17 protein-coding genes and 1 pseudogene are annotated in these 18,886 nt (G+C 76.0%); 7 read left to right on the top strand and 11 right to left on the bottom strand.

The window, feature by feature from the left end:
• Positions 1-60 precede the first annotated feature (60 nt).
• Positions 61-297 carry a dodecin gene (locus IHE55_RS01590; RefSeq protein WP_197987367.1) on the bottom strand — a complete coding sequence of 79 codons (237 nt, stop codon included), beginning with the start codon at positions 295-297 and terminating at the stop codon, positions 61-63.
• A gap of 186 nt (positions 298-483) precedes the next feature.
• Positions 484-948, bottom strand: coding sequence for a universal stress protein (locus IHE55_RS01585; protein ID WP_197987366.1), 465 nt, complete (start codon positions 946-948; stop codon positions 484-486).
• Between the two features lie 89 nt (positions 949-1,037).
• Between IHE55_RS01585 and IHE55_RS01580 the strand changes: the two genes are divergently transcribed.
• A complete protein-coding gene (locus IHE55_RS01580) occupies positions 1,038-1,889 on the top strand; it encodes a metallophosphoesterase family protein (RefSeq protein WP_197987365.1) in 852 nt (283 codons plus the stop codon).
• Between the two features lie 98 nt (positions 1,890-1,987).
• On the opposite strand, the gene IHE55_RS01575 is transcribed toward IHE55_RS01580, so the two are convergent.
• The 3 genes from IHE55_RS01575 to IHE55_RS01565 form a co-directional block, all read right to left on the bottom strand.
• Positions 1,988-2,743 carry a bestrophin-like domain gene (locus tag IHE55_RS01575; RefSeq protein WP_197987364.1) on the bottom strand — a complete coding sequence of 252 codons (756 nt, stop codon included), beginning with the start codon at positions 2,741-2,743 and terminating at the stop codon, positions 1,988-1,990.
• Positions 2,744-2,765: 22 nt separating this feature from the next.
• Positions 2,766-2,927 (bottom strand): hypothetical protein, encoded by a 162-nt coding sequence (locus IHE55_RS01570; protein ID WP_197987363.1) that lies wholly within the window; start codon positions 2,925-2,927, stop codon positions 2,766-2,768.
• 890 nt (positions 2,928-3,817) lie between these two features.
• A complete protein-coding gene (locus IHE55_RS01565; protein WP_197987362.1) occupies positions 3,818-4,708 on the bottom strand; it encodes an NAD(P)-dependent oxidoreductase in 891 nt (296 codons plus the stop codon).
• Between the two features lie 178 nt (positions 4,709-4,886).
• Here IHE55_RS01565 and IHE55_RS01560 point away from each other — a divergent pair, with 178 nt between their 5' ends.
• Entirely contained in the window at positions 4,887-5,216 is a 330-nt protein-coding gene (locus IHE55_RS01560; protein WP_197987361.1) for a winged helix-turn-helix transcriptional regulator, read from the top strand.
• Positions 5,217-5,310: 94 nt separating this feature from the next.
• Here the strand turns inward: IHE55_RS01560 and IHE55_RS01555 are convergent.
• Positions 5,311-6,107, bottom strand: a pseudogene (locus tag IHE55_RS01555) (crotonase/enoyl-CoA hydratase family protein).
• A 193-nt stretch (positions 6,108-6,300) separates the two neighbouring features.
• The gene (locus IHE55_RS01550; RefSeq protein WP_197987360.1) at positions 6,301-7,947 is read right to left on the bottom strand and encodes an acyl-CoA dehydrogenase family protein; all 1,647 of its coding nucleotides are present in this window, start codon (positions 7,945-7,947) and stop codon (positions 6,301-6,303) included.
• A 198-nt stretch (positions 7,948-8,145) separates the two neighbouring features.
• Here IHE55_RS01550 and IHE55_RS01545 point away from each other — a divergent pair, with 198 nt between their 5' ends.
• Entirely contained in the window at positions 8,146-8,949 is an 804-nt protein-coding gene (locus tag IHE55_RS01545) for a PaaX family transcriptional regulator C-terminal domain-containing protein (RefSeq protein ID WP_197987359.1), read from the top strand.
• A 743-nt stretch (positions 8,950-9,692) separates the two neighbouring features.
• Here IHE55_RS01545 and IHE55_RS01540 read toward each other — a convergent pair.
• Positions 9,693-10,844, bottom strand: coding sequence for a GDSL-type esterase/lipase family protein (locus tag IHE55_RS01540; RefSeq protein WP_197987358.1), 1,152 nt, complete (start codon positions 10,842-10,844; stop codon positions 9,693-9,695).
• 147 nt (positions 10,845-10,991) lie between these two features.
• On the opposite strand from IHE55_RS01540, the gene IHE55_RS01535 reads away from it, so the two are divergent.
• The gene (locus tag IHE55_RS01535) at positions 10,992-12,386 is read left to right on the top strand and encodes an FAD-binding protein (protein WP_232265411.1); all 1,395 of its coding nucleotides are present in this window, start codon (positions 10,992-10,994) and stop codon (positions 12,384-12,386) included.
• A 75-nt stretch (positions 12,387-12,461) separates the two neighbouring features.
• On the opposite strand, the gene pdxR is transcribed toward IHE55_RS01535, so the two are convergent.
• Positions 12,462-13,991, bottom strand: a complete 1,530-nt coding sequence (pdxR, locus tag IHE55_RS01530; protein ID WP_197991713.1) for a MocR-like pyridoxine biosynthesis transcription factor PdxR — start codon at positions 13,989-13,991, stop codon at positions 12,462-12,464.
• Positions 13,992-14,177: 186 nt separating this feature from the next.
• On the opposite strand from pdxR, the gene IHE55_RS01525 reads away from it, so the two are divergent.
• Positions 14,178-14,606, top strand: coding sequence for a VOC family protein (locus IHE55_RS01525; protein ID WP_197991712.1), 429 nt, complete (start codon positions 14,178-14,180; stop codon positions 14,604-14,606).
• Positions 14,607-15,284: 678 nt separating this feature from the next.
• Here the strand turns inward: IHE55_RS01525 and IHE55_RS01520 are convergent.
• Positions 15,285-15,878 carry a TetR/AcrR family transcriptional regulator gene (locus IHE55_RS01520; RefSeq protein ID WP_197987357.1) on the bottom strand — a complete coding sequence of 198 codons (594 nt, stop codon included), beginning with the start codon at positions 15,876-15,878 and terminating at the stop codon, positions 15,285-15,287.
• 56 nt (positions 15,879-15,934) lie between these two features.
• Here IHE55_RS01520 and IHE55_RS01515 point away from each other — a divergent pair, with 56 nt between their 5' ends.
• Positions 15,935-16,465, top strand: a complete 531-nt coding sequence (locus IHE55_RS01515; protein WP_197987356.1) for a GNAT family N-acetyltransferase — start codon at positions 15,935-15,937, stop codon at positions 16,463-16,465.
• A gap of 250 nt (positions 16,466-16,715) precedes the next feature.
• The gene (locus tag IHE55_RS01510) at positions 16,716-17,930 is read left to right on the top strand and encodes an alpha/beta hydrolase family protein (RefSeq protein WP_197987355.1); all 1,215 of its coding nucleotides are present in this window, start codon (positions 16,716-16,718) and stop codon (positions 17,928-17,930) included.
• Between the two features lie 199 nt (positions 17,931-18,129).
• Here the strand turns inward: IHE55_RS01510 and IHE55_RS01505 are convergent, their stop codons facing one another.
• Complete coding sequence (locus IHE55_RS01505; RefSeq protein ID WP_197991711.1) at positions 18,130-18,885, bottom strand: B3/B4 domain-containing protein; 756 nt, start codon at positions 18,883-18,885, stop codon at positions 18,130-18,132.
• Between the last annotated feature and the right edge of the window lies 1 nt (position 18,886).

The raw sequence follows: 18,886 nt of genomic DNA, 5'->3' as shown, positions 1-18,886 counted from the left end.
GCGGGGGAGACGACGGGGGAGAGATGGCAAGGATGGGGTCCGGTGGCTGAGCCGGCCGCCTCAGGAGGCGTCGCCGGACCCGCCCTGCGTGTCCTCCAGGCGGAAGCCGACCTTCATGCACACCTGGTAGTGCGCCACCGCGCCGTCCTCGATGTTGCCGCGGACCTGGCCGACCTCGAACCAGTCCAGGTTCCGCAGGGTCTGCGCGGCGCGTCCGATGCCGTTGCGGATCGCGTCGTCGACGCCCTGGTGCGACGTGCCGACGATCTCGGTCACCCGGTAGGTGTGGTGCGACATGGCGGTCTCCCCGCTCCGTGCGATGGTCCGGTTGCTCCTCCCACCGTGCCCCACCCGCATCGGCTTCGCGAGCCGGGCGCCGCGCCCGGAGCCCCCCGTGCGCCGTACGGAGGCGGGCCGTCCGGACGCGTCCGGTACCAGGGCGGACCGGGCGGACACCTCCGGCCGGCGACGCCGCGGCACCGGTTACGGCACGACCGTCACCGGCCAGCGCCCCGCCTTCACCAGCCGCACCGCCACCGAGCCGACGAGCCGGTGGCCGGCCCGCTCCGAGGCGCCCACCACCACCGCGTCCGCCGTCAGCTCGTCGGCCGCGGACACCAGCCCGTTGTACGGGTCGCCGCGGAAGGTGTGGAACTGCCAGCGCGGCACGTGCAGTCCGTGCATCCGCTCCACCGCCTGCCGCAGCTCCGCCTCCAGCGCCCGGGCGACCTCCTCGGTGGCCTCCACCGCCGGGGCGGCCCCCAGCGCCGCGCCGGTGGTCAGCAGCGGCTGTACGTAGACCACGGCGAGCAGCGCGTTCTGCCGCCGCGCCAGCCCGGCGGCGTAGGCCACGGCACGCCACGAGGAGTCCGAGCCGTCCAGCCCGGAGACGATGACCTTGGGGCCGTCCGTACCGCGCTCGAACGACGCGGGCAGTTTGTCCACCACATCTGCGAGGCTAACGCCGGGACCGGAACACCGTTCAACCGGGTCGCCGAGCAGCGCATCACGACCGGCACCGTACGACAGGAGAAGTAATGGGCGGCACGCACCGGGGCGAGCTACTCGCCATCAGCGACCTGCACGTGGCCTACGAGGAGAACCGGGCGATCGTGGAGCGGCTGCGGCCGGGCTCCGACGAGGACTGGGTGATCGTCGCCGGTGACGTCGGCGAGGTGTTCGCCGACATCGAATGGGCGCTGGGGCTGCTGAGCCAACGATTCGCCAAGGTCATCTGGGTACCGGGGAACCACGAGCTGTGGACCCACCCCAAGGACCCCCTGGAACTGCGCGGCGTCGCCCGCTACGAGCGACTGGTGGAGATGTGCCGCGCCAAGGGCATCGTCACCCCCGAGGACCCGTACCCGGTGTGGGAGGGCAAGGGCGGCCCGCTGACCATCGCCCCGCTCTTCCTGCTGTACGACTACACCTTCCGGCTGCCGGGCATCGAGACCAAGGAGGAGGCCCTCGCCCACGCCCACGACGCCGGGGTGGTCTGCACCGACGAACACTTCCTCCACCCCGACCCCTACCCCACCCGGGACGCCTGGTGCCGGGCCCGCATCGAGGAGACCGAACGCCGCCTGGCGGCCTGCGACCCGGCGCGGAAGACCGTCCTGATCAACCACTGGCCGCTCACCCGGCTGCCCACCCAGGTGCTGCGCTACCCCGACTTCGCCCTGTGGTGCGGCAGTGAGCTGACCGCCGACTGGCACGTGCGGTTCCGGGCCGAGACGGTGGTCTACGGACATCTGCACATCCCGCGCATCACGGTCGAGGACGGCGTCCGCTTCCAGGAGGTCTCGGTGGGCTACCCCCGGGAGTGGAAGCGCCACGGCCGGCTCCCCGAGGACCCGCTGCGCCGCATCCTCCCGGTCACCGTCGGCTGAGCACCCTTCCGGCGGGACGGCGGCCCCGGGCCACCGTGCGTCAGCTGTCAGGCGTCAGCCGTCGGACGGGGAGCCGGGCGTGCCGCAGCCACCGGGCGTCAGGTGGGGAACAGGTCGGTGAACGGGCCGGTGGTGTCGCCCACCGAGCGGCCGAAGGGCGCGTCGAAGTCCCAGACCAGGAAGAGCAGGAACGCGATGAGCATGCTGAACAGCCCGGCCAGCATCAGCTCGCGCGCGGACCGGCGGATCTGCAGGGTGAAGATCAGCCCCACGGTCAGCACGGCCCCCAGCACCAGCCCGAACCAGACCACTCCCGGCATGGTCGGGCCGGCGCTCTGCTCCCGGGCCCCGCGGGCGTCGGCGACCGCGGCCACCCGGTCCACCAGCGGCTGGTACGTCTGCGCCGCCACCTCACCGGGGGGCAGCTGACGAGTGACCTCGCGCCGCAGCTCGCGGAGCAACTCATCACCGCGGTCCGTCAGTTCACCCTTGTCGATCATCACCCGCCACTCGGTCTCCACCACGTGGTCCACGTAGGCCCGCACATCGGCCCGGATGCGGTCGCGGACCGGCGCGGGGTAGGCGCCCGCGCGTTCGCTCACCTCGAACAGTGCCTGCGCCTCCAGCCGCACACCGTCCTGCGCGGCGCCCCGGGCCTCCCAGACCCCGGCGATCGCCAGCCCGAGCACGATCGCGTACACCACGCCGACCATCATCGTCATGTACTCGATGACGTCGGGGGTCTCCGAGGGGTCGTAGTCCTCGCCGACGCGGCGCTCCTTGAGCACGGTGATGGCCAGGACCACCGCGCAGGCCGCGGCCATCGCGATCAGCAGCACCATCCACTCGGACATGAGACGGGACCTCCCGGGGTCGTCAGCGCCCTTCCCGGCCACCGGCGGCGGCACGGGAACGGGGGCGGGGGCGGAGCGCGGCAGCCGCCAGCACGGCGGGCGCGGTGAGCAGCAGGGTGGTGGTGACCAGCGAGGAGCCGCGCTCGGGGGGCTGCCCCGCGGACGGCCGGTAGGCGCGGGGCACGAACGCCGGGCTCGACGGGGCCGGTGGCGCCGGGTGCGCCGAACCCGTGGGGGCCGGCCGGGCCGCACCTCGCCGGTGGCGCGCGGTGGCACCGCGGACGGCGACCGCGGGGGAGCGGGGACGCGGGTGCCGGGCGGCCGGGTGCCGGGCGGGCCGGCCGGGAACCGCTGGGAGGGCCGGGGTGGGGCTGCCGGGGGTCGCGGTGGCGGTCGGGGTCGGCGTGGGGAGACCGTAGAGGTGGGGGAAGCCGTCGGGGGACGGGGGTCGGGGAAGGTGTCGGGGTGGGAGTGGGGGACGGTGTGGGGGTCGGCGTCGGGGTGGGAGTCGGGGGTCGGCGTGGGAGTGGGCGTCGGGGTCGGCGTGGGGGTCGGGCACCAGCCGATCCACGCGTGGCCGCCCCCCCGGGCCCGCCGATGCCGAGACGCACCAGCACCACGCGTGCTTCGCGGGGCCGGGGCCGGGGCGGGCGGAGGCCGTCGCCCCGGCCGAGGCGACGGCGAGGGCGAGCACCGCACAGCCGGCGTGCCCCGCCCGTTTCCATCGATTCACGACGACGATGGTGAGGCACCCGGACCGCCTTCAGCCGTTCGGCGGTGTCGATTCCCCCGATAGGGGGAAATCCGACCAGATGACGTATGCGGGGCCTGCCTGTGTGCTGAGGGCTCGTCGCATCCGTCGCCGGAGACGGGTCGTCCGGGACGGCGCCGCCCGCCTGACCGCCGGCCTGACCGCGCCGCGGCCCGCCGTGGCCCGGCGCGGCCCGGCGCGGCGACCTCCGCCGGTGGCGGGCCGGCGGCACGTCCTCCGCGGCACGACGGCGGCGATCCGGCGGCACGTCCTCCACGGCACGACGCCCGCGACCGCCGCGGACGCGGTGCGGGGCGGCCCCGCTACGCCGTCGGTGCCGGCTCCCGGAGGATTTCGGTCAGGGCCGAGATGCTGTGGTCGCCGTGGCCCGCCTCGGCCGCCCGCCGCACCAGGTCGTGCAGCGGAGCCAGCCAGGACACATCGACGCCGGTCTCCTCGGCCAGGTCCGCGTCGTGGGCCGCACCCGCGAGGAAGAGGTTCACCGAGGAGGCGGCGTCGGTGTAGTCGCCGCTGTCGATCTCCCGCGCGTAGACGGGCAGCAGGGACTTGATCATGTCCAGCCACTTGCCGGCGAACCGCACCATGCTGCCCGCCTCCAGCCCGCGCGCCCGGACGGCCGCGGCCCCCTGGAAGAACCCGGCGAGCACGGGCAGCAGCGTGGCGCCCACGGCCATCTCGTAGAGCGCCGCGAGGTCCGCCTCGTCCCCGAGGTGGACGGTGTCGCCGCCCAGCACCCGCAGCGTCTCCCGGTGGGTGTCGAAGACCGCCCGGTCACCGCTGTAGTACAGCAGGGTGTCCGCCTGCCCCACCGCCGCCGGTACGTTCTTGACCGCCCCGGCCAGGAACCGGGCGCCGTGGCCGGCCGCCCAGGCGGCGGTGGCCCGGGCACCGGCGGGCGAGCCGCTGTTCAAGGTGGTGAGGTCGCGTCCGGCCAGTGCCGCCACGGCCGGCTCCAGGGCGGACCGGGTGTCCTCGAACGTGGTCAGGCACGTGATGACCAGCGGGCTCGCCGCCACCGCGGCCTCCACCGCCGTGGCGTGGACGGCGCCTGCGGCCACCAGCGGTGCGGCCTTGGCCGGCGTGCGGTTCCACACCGTCGTCGGGTGGCCCGCGTCGATGAACGCCTCGGCCAGCGCCCGCCCCATGGCACCCAGTCCGATGACGGTCACAGGTGTGCGGTTCTCCCGGGCCATGTCCGGCTCCTTCGTGCAGTCGGGTCGTCGCCCGTCCGCACGGATCGCGGACGGGTGCGCCGGGCCGGCGGCGACCAGCGCGTCCGGCGGGGCAACGGGTCCATCCTGGGGTGGGTGCTGACAAAGCATCAAGTACCTACAATTTTGTGGGGTACTGACATTTTTGTGAGGAGAGCCGATGGCCGAACGGACCTACACCTGCGGACTCGACGCGGCCATCGCCGTCATGGGCGGCAAGTGGAAGGGGCTGATCCTCTTCTCGCTCGGGGACGGGCCGCTGCGCTTCGGGGAGTTGCGGCGGGCGGTGGCCGGCATCAGCGAGCGGATGCTGATCCTCCAGCTCCGGGAGATGGAGACGAGCGGTCTGGTGCACCGCGAGGTCTACCACCAGGTCCCGCCGAAGGTGGAGTACTCGCTGACGGAGTTCGGCCGGTCCCTGAACACCGCGCTCGTTCCGCTGGGCGCATGGGGCGAGGAGCACATGGAGCGCATCGAGGCCATCCCCTGACCGGCCCGGAGAGCGCCTGACGGCCGGACGGCGCCTGACCGGCCGTGAGGGCGCCTGACCGGCCCCGGTCACCCGGGGCCGGTTGTCCGCGGGATCACTCCCGGTCGTCCGCGTGGCCGGCCCCGTGGCGGCCCGGGCCGCCGGGGAAGCCGCCGTGCCGGCCGGCGCCCGCGGCGAAGCGGGCGGCCCCCGCCCGGGCCTCACCCAGCACCGCCCGGCCGCCGCGGAGTTCGGCCGCCAGTGCCTCCTGTTCCGGCAGCCCCTCCTGGGCCAGCAGCGAGGCCCGGTCGGCGCGCAGGCACGCCTGGGGGAAGCGGGCGATCTCCCCGGCCAGCCGCTCCGCCTCGGCGCGGGACCGGCCGGGCGGCACCAGCCGGTTCACCAGGCCCATGGCGTACGCCTCGGACGCGGGGACCGGGCGTCCGGTCAGCACCAGGTCCATCGCCCGGCTCGTCCCGATCAACCGGGGCAGCCGCACCGTACCGCCGTCGATCAGCGGAACGCCCCACCGGCGGCAGAACACCCCCAGCACCGCGTCCTCCTCGGCGACCCGCAGGTCGCACCAGAGCGCCAGCTCCAGCCCGCCCGCCACCGCGTGCCCGGCGACGGCGGCGATCACCGGTTTGGCCAGGCGCAGCCGGGTCGGCCCCATCGGGCCGTCGCCGTCCGGCGCCACCCGGTTCCCCCGCCCGCCGGCCAGCGCCTTGAGGTCGGCGCCCGAGCAGAAGGTGCCGCCCTCGCCCCACAGCACCGCGACCCGTGCCCCGGGGTCGGCGTCGAAGGCGCGGAAGGCGTCGGCGAGCGCGGTGGCGGTGGCGGCGTCACGGCGTTGCGCACCGCCGGCCGGGAGAGCACCACGGTGGTCACCGGGCCCGCCCGCTCGGTGCGCACCGCCGGCCCGGCCCCGGCCGCCCCGGGCGCCGTCGCCCCGGCTCCGTCCGGCCCGGACCCGTCGGCCCGGCCCCGGCCGCCCTGGACCCCGTCGGCCCGGCCCCGGCCGCCCTGACCCCGTCGGCCCGGCCTCGGCCGCCCCGGGCGCCGTCGCCCGGCTCCGCCCGGCCTGGCCCGGGGCGCACCGGGTCGCTCACCGGCCGCCCTTCGGCCGCGCCCGGTCCAGGACGGCACCGGTGTCCACACCCGGCGGCAGGGTGCCGAACGCGTTCCCCCAGTCACCGGAGAGCCGGGAGGCGCAGAAGGCGTCGGCCACCGCCGGGTGGCTGTGCCGCACCAGCAGGCTGCCCTGGAGCACCAGGGTCAGCTGTTCGGCCAGCCGGCGGGCGAGGAGCTGGGCCCGCTCCCGGTCGGCCAGGTGCGGCAGCAGGGCACGGAGACGGGCGACCGCGGCGTCCAGTCGCGGGTCCGCCCCGGCCGCGGTCCCCACCTCGGCGAGGAACGCGTCGAGCGCGCCCGGCTCCCGCTCCAGCGCCCGCAGCACGTCCAGCGCGGCGACGTTCCCCGACCCCTCCCAGATCGACAGCAGCGGCGCCTCCCGGTACAGCCGCGGCATCCCGGAGTCCTCGACGTAGCCGTTGCCGCCCAGGCACTCCAGGGCCTCCGCGGCATGCGTGCTGCCGCGCTTGCAGACCCAGTACTTGGCCGCGGCCAGCGCCAGCCGGCGGAACGCGGCCTCGGCGGCGTCCCCGGCCGCCGACCGGTCCAGCGCCGCCGCCAGCCGCATCGCCAGGGTGGTCGCCGCCTCCGACTCCACCGCCAGATCGGCGAGGACGTTGCGCATCAGCGGCTGGTCGGCCAGCGCCGCGCCGAACGCCCGCCGGTGCTCGGCGTGGTGCAGCGCCTGCCGCAGCCCGGCCCGCATGCCCGCGGCCGAGCCGATCACACAGTCCAGCCGGGTGATGTTGACCATTTCCACGATGGTGCGCACCCCGCGCCCCGGCTCGCCCACCCGCCAGGCCACCGCTCGCTCGTACTCCACCTCGGAGGAGGCGTTCGAGCGGTTGCCCAGCTTGTTCTTCAGCCGCATCAGCCGCAGCGCGTTGCGGCTGCCGTCCGGCAGGACCCGGGGCACCAGAAAACAGGTGAGCCCCTCGGCGGACCGGGCCAGGGTGAGGAAGACGTCGCTCATCGGCGCCGAGGTGAACCACTTGTGCCCGGTCAGCCGGTAGGTGCCGTCCCCGGCCGGCTCCGCGGCGGTGGTGTTGCTCCGGACGTCCGAACCGCCCTGCTTCTCGGTCATCGACATGCCCGCGATCAGCCCCCGCTTGCCCAGCGGCGGACGCAGCCCGAAGTCGTAGCTCCGGGCCGTCAGCAGCGGTTCGTACCGGGCGGCCAGCTCCGGTTCGGAGCGCAGCGCCGGGATCGCGGCGTACGTCATGGAGACCGGGCAGCCGTGGCCCGGCTCGGCCTGCGCGAAGACGTAGAACTTCGCCGCGCGCACCAGGTGGGCGCCCGCCCGCGGCTCGGCCCAGGCCGCCGCGTGCTGGCCGCTCGCCACCGCGGTGGCCATCAGCTCGTGGTACGCCGGGTGGTACTCGACCTCGTCCACCCGGTGGCCGTACCGGTCGTGGGTGTGGAGCACCGGCGGGTGCTCCTCGGCCAGCCGCGCCCACTCCTGCACCTGGGCCGACCCGGCGCGCTCGCCCAGCGAGGCGACCTCCCGCTCGCCCCACCCGCCGCCGTCGCGGCGCAGCGCCTCCAGCAGGGCGGGCTCGTCCGCGGTGGTGAAGTCGATCAGTGGCGGAGCCTGGTTGAGGACCTCGTGCGTTGCGCTCACAGCTACCTCCGGGCGCGGGCGGGGGACGGATCGCGGGACGGCGGCCCCGCACCGGCACGGCCCCGGCGTGCCGGGGCCCGCACCGGCGTACGGGGACGACCCCGGCGGGCAGGGCGGTCCCGGCGTACCGGACGGCGGAACCGGTCTTACACTTCCATGATGCGTGAAGAGGAACTGTAAGGGATAGGGTTCCGCGGGATGAACGAGCAGACCGCAACCGACGGCCCGGGCCCCGGCGCCGGCAACGAGGGCGCCGGCCGCGCCGAGGTTCCCGGCGCGCCGGTCACCCGGCCGCTGACCGCACGCTCGGTGGTGCTCAGCACCCTGCTCGGCCACCATCCGCCGCAGCTGCCGGCCCGGGCGCTGGTACGGGTGGGCGCCCTCTTCGGCACCGCGGAGGGCACGGTGCGGACCGCGCTCACCCGCATGGTCGCGGCCGGTGACCTGGAGCACCACCGGGGCGTGTACCGGCTCACCGACCGGCTGCTGGCCCGGCAGGCCCGGCAGGACGACAGCCGGGCCCCGCGCACCCGCCGCTGGCACGGCGGCTGGGAGATCGCGGTGGTCACCTCCGAGCGCCGCCCGGCCGCCGAGCGCGGCGCGCTGCGCTCGGCAATGGCGGAGCTGCGGATGGCCGAACTGCGCGAGGGGACCTGGCTGCGGCCGGACAACCTGGTACGGGCCCGGCCGGCCGCGGCGGCCGAGCAGTGCACCTGGCTGACCGGGGGACCGGAGGACGACCCGGCCGCGCTCGCCGGCCGGCTGTGGGACCTGGACGGCTGGGCCCGCCAGGCCCGCGCCCTGCTGACCGGGATGGACCGGGCACCGGGGCCGGCCGAGCGGTTCGCGGTCGCCGCGGCGATCCTGCGGCTGCTCCTCACCGACCCGGTGCTGCCCGCCCGGCTGCTGCCCGCCGACTGGCCGGGCGCCGAACTGCGCGCCCGCTACGACGACTTCGAACGGGAGCTGCGGGCCCTGCTGCACCGCCACACCGGCGGCTGACGGACCGGCCCGCGCCCACGGAGGGCGCCCCGCCCGCCGGCACCGGGCGCCCGGGGTCCGGCCGGGGCACGGCCCCTCGCCGCCGCGGGATGCCGGCCGCGCCGTGCGGCCCGCCGCTTTGGAGGGCCTTTCCGGGGGCCCGTCGTCCCGAAGGGGTCCGCCGTCTCGTACCCGCCCGTGGCCTCGGTCCCCGCCGCCCCGGTCCACGCCCCCTCGCAGGGCCTCCAGCCGCGCGGCGGCGTACCGGGACGGCGCGGGGAGCTGACGGGCAGCACCACCCGTGGCGCGGCGGCCGACCCCGCGCCGGCCGGCCGGCGAGGCCCCGGACGGGACGGGCGACCGGCGTCCACGCGTGGTCGTCCCGGCAGCACCCGGGCGGTCGGGCCCGCTGCCACATACCGGTTCGGGGGCCGCTGCCACCCGGGCCCGCGGACCGGTGACCGCCGCACCACCACCGGGGCCGCGCGGAGCGGAACCGCCCCGCCCGGCCGGTTCGGCACCCGTGCGCCCTCCGCCCACCGGGCCGGACCTGAGCCGTCCGGTGGCCGCCCGGCTCGCGCCCGGACAGCGCGCCCTACCGCCGGCACCGGACGCACGGGCCCCGGCCGGGCCCTCGCCGCCCCGGGAGGCCTCCGGACGCGCGGCGCCCCGGCCGGCCACCCGCCGGGCACGCCCGCAGGCGACGCCGGTGCGGGTAACCGCCGCACCACCACCCGAGCCGCGGCGCCGGGCCGGCGGGCGGTTCAGCCGGAAGCGGACCGCCCGGTGCCGGACCGGACCGCGGGAGACGGCGGTCCCGGCGGGGGACCACCCGGCGGCGTACCGCCCGGGGCCGGCACGCACCCGGCGCGCCGCAGTACGGTCGCGAAGCGGGCGGCGAAAACCGGGTGGCCGGCCGGGGCCGGATGCAGCCGGTCACCGCCCGCCGGCTCCAGCATCAGCCCGGTGCAGCTCGCCCCGAACACCTCCATCCCGTCCAGGTGGTACAGCGCGTGGTCCCCGTGGTCCCGCAGCAGCTCCACCGCCCGCCGCACCCGGGCCCGGCACTCGCGCATGGTCATCCCGGACGGCCCCGGCACCCGCTCCCGCTCGGGCGCCACGATCGGCGACATCACCCCGAACGGTGTGTGCGGGTGGCCCTCGCGGACCGTCCGGACGAAACCGACCAGCGCGGACACCAGCGAGTCCCGGTTGTGGCTGCCCAGCGCCTGCGCGTTGACGCCGACGCACAGGGTGATCAGCTCGGCCGGCAGCTCGCGCATCAGCCGCGCCGTCATCGGCTGGAGGCAGTCGGACGCGCCCAGCGCCAGCGACGTCAGGTCCCAGCCCCGGCGCCGGGCGACCAGCGCCGCCCAGGTCCGGCTCGGTGAGGCCGCGCCCCTGCCCTGCGACACCGAACTGCCGCAGTGCAGCCACCGCGGCGGGTCGTCGCGGTCCGGCTCCACCGCCGCGCCCGCGGCGACCGACAGACCGCGCAGCCGGAACCGGTGGTAGAACGGCAGCCACAGCTCCACCGTGGTCATCGTGCCCGGCAGCCCGGCCACCCGGAACTCCTCGTCCCGGCCCGTCTCGGCCAGCTCCACGGTCACCGGCGCGCGCCCGGCGCACACCACGTCCAGCCGGGCCCACTCCGGCGGGCCGTCGAGCCGGGGCGGCGGATCGGCCTGGTACCGGCAGCGCAGGGAGGGGCTGTCGGTACGGAAGGTGATCCGCACCCCCGACGGCATCGCCGCCCGCCCGGTGCCGCCCTCCGGCAGGTACAGCTCCGCCTCGTGGTGCGGCAGGCGCCACGGCGCGGTCCAGCCCGGGCCGCGCTCCAGCGAGACGGCGCCCCGGTGGCGCAGCACCGGGTCGTCGTGGGCGATCCGGCGTTCGGCGGCGCCGGCGGCTGCCATCGGTACCTCCTCGCTCCGGCGGGACCCCGCCGCTCCGGGCCCGTTCCGGGTACGCGCGAGGGGTGCCGGGCATACCGTAGGGGATCGTCCGGACACCCCGGCGAACTCCCCCTCCTTCCCCACCCGTTCGGAAAGGGCCACGGCACCATGACCGACCACCCCGGAGCCGGATCCCCCTGGTCCCGCTTCCCCGAGGAGCTGACCGGCCTCGACGGGGAACTCCTCACCGGCGAGCGGATCCCCCGGTGGGCCGCCGAGGACTTCGGGCACACCGTCCACGCCCCGCCGCTCGCCGTGCTCAGCCCCCGGTCGGTGCGCGACGTCCGCGAGGTGGTGGCGGCCGCGGCGCGGCGGGGCATACCCGTCGCCGCGCGCGGCGGCGGCCACTCGGTGCACGGCCAGGCGCAGGCGCCCGGTGGGATCGTCATCGACATGACGCCGCTGGGCCGGGTGGTGCGCATGTCGGACACCGAGGTGACCGTGGAGGGCGGCGCGCTGTGGCGGGACGTGGTGGCCGCCACCCTGCCGCACGGCCGGACCCCGCCGGTGCTCACCGACTACCTCGGCACCAGTGTGGGCGGCACCCTCTCGGTGGGCGGTATCGGCGGCATGAGCCACCGGCACGGCGTGCAGACCGACTGCGTGCTCTCGCTGGACGTGGTGACCGGCGCCGGCGAGGAGGTGCGCTGCTCACCGGATCGCAACCGCGACCTGTTCGACGCGGTCCGCGCCGGGCTGAGCCAGTGCGCCCTCGTCGTCCGGGCCACGCTGCGGCTGGAACGCGCGCCCGCCCGGGTCCGCCGCTACGTCCTGCCGTACGACGGCCTGGCGGAGTACCTGGCCGACCAGCACCGGCTCGCCCACGAGGGCCGGTTCGGCTACCTGGAGGGGCAGCCCACCCCGCAGCCCGACGGCACCTGGCACCACCTGATGGAGGCCGTCGCCCACCAGCCCTGCGACCGCGCCGCGTGGCCGCCGGACGACCGTGACCTCCTGGGCGACCTGGCGTTCCGGCGCGGGGCCGAGGAGATCGAGGAGCTGGACTACGCCGACTTCCTGGACCGCATGACCCCCGGGGAGGCGCTGCTGCGCGAGACCGGCGAATGGTTCCACCCGCACCCCTGGCTCAACCTCTTCGTACCCGGCGCGGCGGCCCACAGCGTCGTCTCCACCACCCTGGCCGGGCTCACCCGGCACGAGCTGGGGAACTCCGGGCTGGTCCTGCTCTACCCGGTGCCCACGGCGCGGATCCGCACCCCGCTGCTGCGCCTCCCCGACGACGACACGATGTACCTGTTCGCGCTGTTGCGAACCGCGCCGGGAGACGACCCGGCGGCCCGTGACGCCATGACCGCCGCCAACCGGGAGATCTACGACCGGGCGCGGGCGGCCGGAGCCGTGGCCTACCCGGTGAACACGCTGCGGATGTCACCGGAGGACTGGCGCGCCCACTTCGGGCCGGTGTGGGACCGGCTGGCCCGGGCCCGGCGCCGGTACGACCCGGCCGGCGTCCTCACCCCCGGCCAGGGCCTGGCGTACTGACGCCGGCCGGGACCCGGCGCACCGGCCGGGCCCGGGGCGTACCCGCCGACGGGGTCCGGGCACCGACCGGCGGGATCAGGCCAGTTCGCGCAGGGCCGCGCCCAGTGCCGCCACCCCCTCGGCGATCGCCCCGGCCGGGGTGGCGGCGTACCCCAGGACGAGCCCCGGCCGGCCGGGGAGCTGCCGGTGCCAGGACAGCGGCTGGCACTTCACCCCCCGGGCCAGCGCGGCGGCGGCCAGCGCGGTGTCGGGCACCTCGGGCGGGTAGGTGACCGTCAGGTGCAGGCCGGCCGCGGCGCCGTGCACCACCGCGCCCGGCAGGTGCTCGGCGATGGCGCCGATCATCGCGTCCCGCCGCCGCCGGTGGCGGGCCCGCAGCTGCCGCAGGTGCCGCTCCAGTTCACCGGAGTCCATCAGCCGGGCCAGCACCAGCTGGGGCAGCACCGCGTTGCCCAGGTCGGTGAAGCGCTTGGCCTCCACCAGCGCGTCGCGGTACCGGGGCGGCGGCACCAGCCAGCCGATCCGCAGCGCGGGCGCCAGCAGCTTCGACACACTGCCCGCGTAGCACACCCGGTCGGCCAGCAGGGCGCGCAGCGCGGGCACCGGCGGCCGGTCGTAGCGGTGCTCCGCGTCGTAGTCGTCCTCCACGATCAGGCCGCCGTCCCCGGCCCAGCGCAGCAGTTCCCGGCGGCGCCCGCCGCTGGTCACCACGCCGGTGGGGAACTGGTGGGCGGGCGTGAGCAGTGCCGCGCGGGCGCCGGTGCGGCGCAGTTCGCCCACCCGTACCCCGTCCTCGTCCACCGGCACCGGTGGGGTGGCCAGGCCGCCGTGGAGCAGGTGCTGCCGGGTGCCGAGCGAGCCGGGGTCCTCCACCGCGACCCGGTCGATGCCGTCCGCCAGCAGGACCGGGTTGAGCAGGGTGAGCGCCTGCGCGGTGCCGGCCACGATCAGCACCTCCTCCGGCCCGACCCGGATGCCCCGGCCGCGCGCCAGCCAGCCGGCGACGGCCCGGCGCAGCTGCGGGGCGCCGCGGGGATCGCCGTAGCCCAGGTGCTCAGCCGACAGCTCGGCCAGCACGGCCCGTTCGGCCCGCAGCCAGGACGCGCGGGGGAAGGCCGCGAGGTCCGGCCGGCCCGGGGTGAAGTCCACCCGGGCGCGGACGTCGCGCAGCGCCTCGAAGATCTCCGCGCCGGGGGAGCCGGGGAACAGCGCGGCGGGCGTCACCGCGTCCCCGGCGGCGGCCGGTACCGGCGGCCGGGACGCCCCGGCGGGGGGTGGCGCGGGCAGCGGCGAGGGGGCCGCGACCACCACCGTGCCACCGCGCCGGCGCCCCTGCACATGGCCGTCCTCGGCGAGCCGCCGGTACGCCTCGGTCACCACCCCCCGGGAGACGCGGAGTTCGGCGGCGAGCACCCGGGTGGGCGGCAGTCTGCTGTCCACCGCGAGCCGGCCGTCCGCTATCGCCTGCCGCAGCCGCCGGGCCAGCCACTCGGCCTTGCCGCCGGCCGGCGCGTCCCCGATGTCCAGCTGGAGGAAGTCGGAGCCGCGACCCGGGCCCTCCGCCGCGCCGCCCGTCCCCTTCTCACCCTCGTCCACCGGGCCCATGCTGCCACGCGCCACCGCCGCCGAGCGCCGCGCGATGCGTCGGAGGAGAAGCCGCGGAGAAGCCGCGGGGCCCGGCCCTCCGCTGCGCGCAGGAAGGGCGGTGCCGCCGTCCGGCCGGCGCGTTGTTCCCTTCGTTCCGCGGAAAAGAACGGTGGAGAACCCCGAATGCCGTCGGTACCGTGCACGGTGTCGGCGATCAGGAAGTTCCAGGTCACCTTCGACTGTGCGGAACCCGAACGTCTCGCTCGCTTCCGGTGCGAGGTATTGGGGTACGTCGTGCCGCCGCCACCCGAGGGGTTCGCCACCTGGGACGGCTACCGGCGCTCGCGGCCACCGGAGCGGCGGGATTCCTGGTTCGCCTGTATCGACCCCTCAGGAGTGGGCCCGCGGCTGTACTTCCGGCGCGTCCCCGAAGGGAAGGCCGCGAAGAACTGGGTGCATCTCGATGTGCGGGTCGGCACCGGGCTCGTGGGAGAGGAGCGCCTCGCCGCGCTGGAGGCGGAATGCGCACGCCTGGTCGCCCTCGGGGCGGTGCACGTGCGGACGCTGTACGACGGGCATGACGCGTGCATCCCGATGCTGGACATCGAGGGCAACGAGTTCTGCGTCGACTGAGCGTGGGGGCGGGAGCCGTCCCGTACGGGGTGCGCAGCCGGGCGGTGCCGGGCACGGCGGGTGCGGACCCATCGGCGTGCAGGGGCCGTTGAGGCAGCGCCGTCCAGGGCCCGCCCCGGCCGGGAACGCCGTGACGCCGGAACCGACGGGCAGCCGGCGCTCCACGGCGGGCCGAAAAGAAGAACCCCCGATTCGAGGAATCGGGGGTGGGAAGAAGGATTCCACCTTCACCGAGGGGCAGCTCGTTCGGAAATGAGTCCCTCGGGCCATCCGTGTCGCCGCTGAGCTCAGGATTCGCGAGCCGCTGAGCCCGCTCCGCAGTCGGCCTCACCGAATCGGCCTGGTCCGCGCTGCGTTTTCTTCCACCGGATGCGCAATCCGCCCCGCTAGCTGCTACGGGGCCGTTTCTGCCATTCCCCGCCCGGACCGTCGCCCAGGCGTTCCACCCTTTATACGCGGCGACGCGGAGCTCTGCCAAGCCGTTTCTTGCGCGATGGCGACCTTCGCGGACCGGGGCGTTCGGCCCGGAACGAGTACCGGCCGCGCGCTCATTCCGCGGAGCCGGCCGGACGGGTGGAGAGCAGTCGGCCGCTGCTCCCGAACCCACGGCCGGCCCAGGCCCGCTGCCGTACCGGGCGAGAGCGAGGAGGAGACCGGCGCCGAGCGCGGGCGCTGCCCTCACCCGCCCCCGGTCCCGGCGCGCAGCAGGGCGAGCTGGCGCTCGACGGCGGCGGTGACCCGCTTCTCGTCGTCCGTGGCGAGGAGGTCGAGCAAGGCGCCGCGCAGTACGGCCAGCGCCAGGGTGCGGCGGGCGGCACCGTCCTCGCCGTCACGTTCGGCCGGTGGCTGGCAGTCGGCCAGGACGCCGAGCCAGTCCTCCACCGTCGCACGGGCGAACCCGGCCCAGGTCCCCTCGGGCTGGACGAGGGAGCGCGCGTACGCCTCGGCCCACAGCCGCAGAAGAGGCCGGTGCTCCTTCGCGGCGAGCCACGCCCAGACCTCCTCGACGGCCGGGACCAGCCCGGCCGGGCGTCCGGGCCGCCGGGCCCGGTCCACCAGCGCCACTTCCTCGGCACGGGCACGTGCCAGCAGCGCCCGCAGCAGACCGTCCTTGCTGCCGAAGAGGAACAGCAGGACGCGCGGGCTGGATCCGATGGCCTCGGCCAGCGGACGCAGTGACAGGTCGCTCAGGCCGTGCGTGAGGGCGTACCGGTACGCCGCCTCCAGCAGCTCGGTCCGCCGGGCGGAGGGGGTTGGCGCTTCCTGGGACATGCGGCTGGCCTAACTGAAACAGTCGTTTCAGTCGGTGGGCGAGGGAGCGGCGGCCGATGCCACAGCAAGATCAGGAACACGTCGTCGTGCGTCGAGCCGACCGTCCCGGCGACTGGGGATGGGTGGTCATGGCCCATGGCGAGAGCTATCACCGGCAGTTCGGCTGGAACCGCGACTTCGAGGCCCTGGTCGCCACGATCGTGGCCGGCTACGGCGCCCGGCACGACCCGGACCGGGAGGCGGCCTGGATCGCCGAGTCCGGCGGCCGGCGGGTGGGTTGCGTCTTCCTGGTGGCCGGTGACCGGCCGGGGACGGCCAAGCTGCGGCTGCTGCTCGTCACTCCGGAGGGCAGGGGCTCCGGTCTCGGGACCCGCCTGGTCGCCGAGTGCCTGTCCTTCGCCCGTGCGGCCGGCTACGAGCGGGTGACGCTGTGGACCAACGACGTGCTGGTGGCGGCACGCACGATCTACCAGAGCTTCGGCTTCACCCTCGCCGACGAGGAACGCCACCACAGCTTCGGCCACGATCTCGTCGGCCAGAACTGGACCCTCGACCTGCGCACCCACGCGGCGCCCCGCGACGGCTGACCGGCGGGACCGGGCAACGACCGGGTCGCGAGGCAGGCGGGACGTGACCTGGAAGCATTGCCCACCCGGTCCCGGCGCGGGCCGACGGCCGGGCCGCCGCCTGCGAGGAGTTCCACCGGACGGAATGCCCTCGCGGGACATCACACGGTGGGCCGTTACGGTGCGGCGGGATCAGGTGGCAGCATGCCCTTGTGCCCACGGACCGCCCGTCGCGGCACAGTTGACGTACCGTCAGCACGGGGGAGGGTCCATGACCACCACACCGTTCACCAACCGGAAGGGCATGACGCGCCGCGGCGTGCTCGGAGCCGCGCTGGGCGCCGGAACCGTTCTGCCGATCGCCGCCGTCGCCGGCCCCGCGCGGGCGGACTCGGGCACGCCCGCCGCCGAACGGCTCACGCTGCCGGCGCCGACCGGGCCGCACCAGGTGGGCACGGTCCAGCTGCACCTGGTCGACCGGTCCCGTCCGGACGGCATCGCGGGCCCCGGGCACTTCCGCGAGCTGATGGCCACCGTCTGGTACCCCGCCCGGAACACCCGGCGGTACCCGGTGGCACCCTGGATGCCGGCCGGCGCACTCCGGGCGTTCCTCACCGATGCCGGGCTGGGTGAGCTGGCCGCCCTGGGGCCGCTCACCGCCGGCCACGTGGGCGCTCCGGTACGGCGATCGGGACGACGGCTGCCCGTGGTCGTGTTCTCGCATGGCGCGCACAGCCATCAGGGCGACCACACCGTCATGGTCCAGGAACTCGCCAGCCACGGCTACGCGGTCGTGACGGTGGCCCACCAGTACGACACCTACACCGAGTACCCGGACGGCCGGATCGCCGTCCCGGCCGATGACGAGCAGGCGCCGACGCTGCCCGGGGACTACGCGGCCGACCTGCGCTTCGTCCTCGACTGCGTCGAGCAACTCGCCGCCGGGCGCAATCCCGACGCCGGCCACCGGGAGCTGCCGGCGGGACTGCTCGGCTCCCTCGACCCCCGGCGCATGGGCGCGTTCGGCTGGTCGAAGGGCGGGACGGCCACCGCCGCCGCCATGCTCGCGGACGAGCGCATCCGGGCCGGGCTGAGCCTCGACGGCCCGATGCAGATGCGACCGCCACTCACCGGCGACCTGCACCGGCCGTTCATGCTGATGTCCGCCGAGTTCACCCGGGCCACCGATCCCGCGGTCGCCGCATTCTGGTCGCACCTGCGGGGCCGGCGGCTGGACATCCTGGCCCAGGGCGCCGCCCACCTCTCCTACGGCGACAACGAGGCGCTGTTCCCGCAGGTGGCGGAGTTGCTCGGATGGAGCAGGCAGCAGCTCCAGGACGTGATCGGCACCCTGGATCCCGTCCAGGCGGTGAGGATCCAGCAGGCGTACCCGCTCGCGTTCTTCAACCAGCACCTGCGCCACCGCCGGGAACACCTGCTCGACGGGCCGTCGCCGGCCTTCCCGGCAGTGACGTTCCTCCCCTGAGTACCCCGGACGGGACCTCCCGTACGCCAACTCCTCACTCCCGTTCACGCGGCGGACGGTCGCCCGGCTCCTCCGGTGAAGGCCGTCACCGGAACCGCGATGGCGTCGCGGGCCGTCAACGGGCGTCAGCCGCCCGGAGCGGCCCCGGCAGTCGCCACCACCCGCCACGACAGGCGCGGAGACGTCCACCCCGGCACCGTCACGGCAGTGGCCCCGGTCGTGCGGCCGCGAGCGTGGCCGCCGGCGGGTCCTGGTCGGCGAAGGCGAATTCCGGTGCCGCGCGGGTGAGGACGGCCGTCTCGGTGGTGGCCGCCGGCCAGTGCGCGGTGAGTTCTTCGGCGACCGAGCGCAGCAGCTCCGGGATGAGGTCCCGGCCGCCGTCGTGCAGCGCCTCCGCGACCACCAGGATGCGGGTGGTGCCGGGGCCGACCGCGGAGTGGCCGCTCTGCCGGTGGGTCCAGCGGCGGGCGTGCGCCCGCCCGGCGGAGTCGGCATAGGTCACCTCGCCGGGTGCCGGGTGCTCGGTGCCGCCGCCGAAGGTGGTGTACCGCTCGTCGCCGGCGGCCGGACGCACCTCCAGCAGCGGGCCGGTGATGCGGTCGGCGTCCAGCGCCGCGACCGGGACCGCGTACGCGGCGGAGATCGCGTTGCACAGGTCCACCACGGGATGGATGCGGGGCAGCGACCCCTCCTTGCGCAGCCGCCGCAGCAGCGACTCCGAGGCGCACCGGTACTGCGTCGGCCTGAGCCCCATCCCGGCGAACGCCCGCCGCCAGGCGAGGATCTCGGGGAACCCGCTCTCGGGGGAACCGGCCAGCCGGGCCAGGGCCCGGTCGCGGTACCCGTCGGCGCGCGCGGCGGTGTCGGCACCGGCGCCGACGCCGGTGGCGTACAGGGCGCCGGCGGCGAGCAGGGGATGGTCGGACCAGATGGTGTCCGCGTGCCGGAACAGCATG

Source organism: Streptomyces pactum (assembly GCF_016031615.1).
Taxonomy (GTDB): Bacteria; Actinomycetota; Actinomycetes; order Streptomycetales; family Streptomycetaceae; genus Streptomyces; species Streptomyces pactus.
This window is presented reverse-complemented; position numbering and strand designations above follow the sequence as displayed.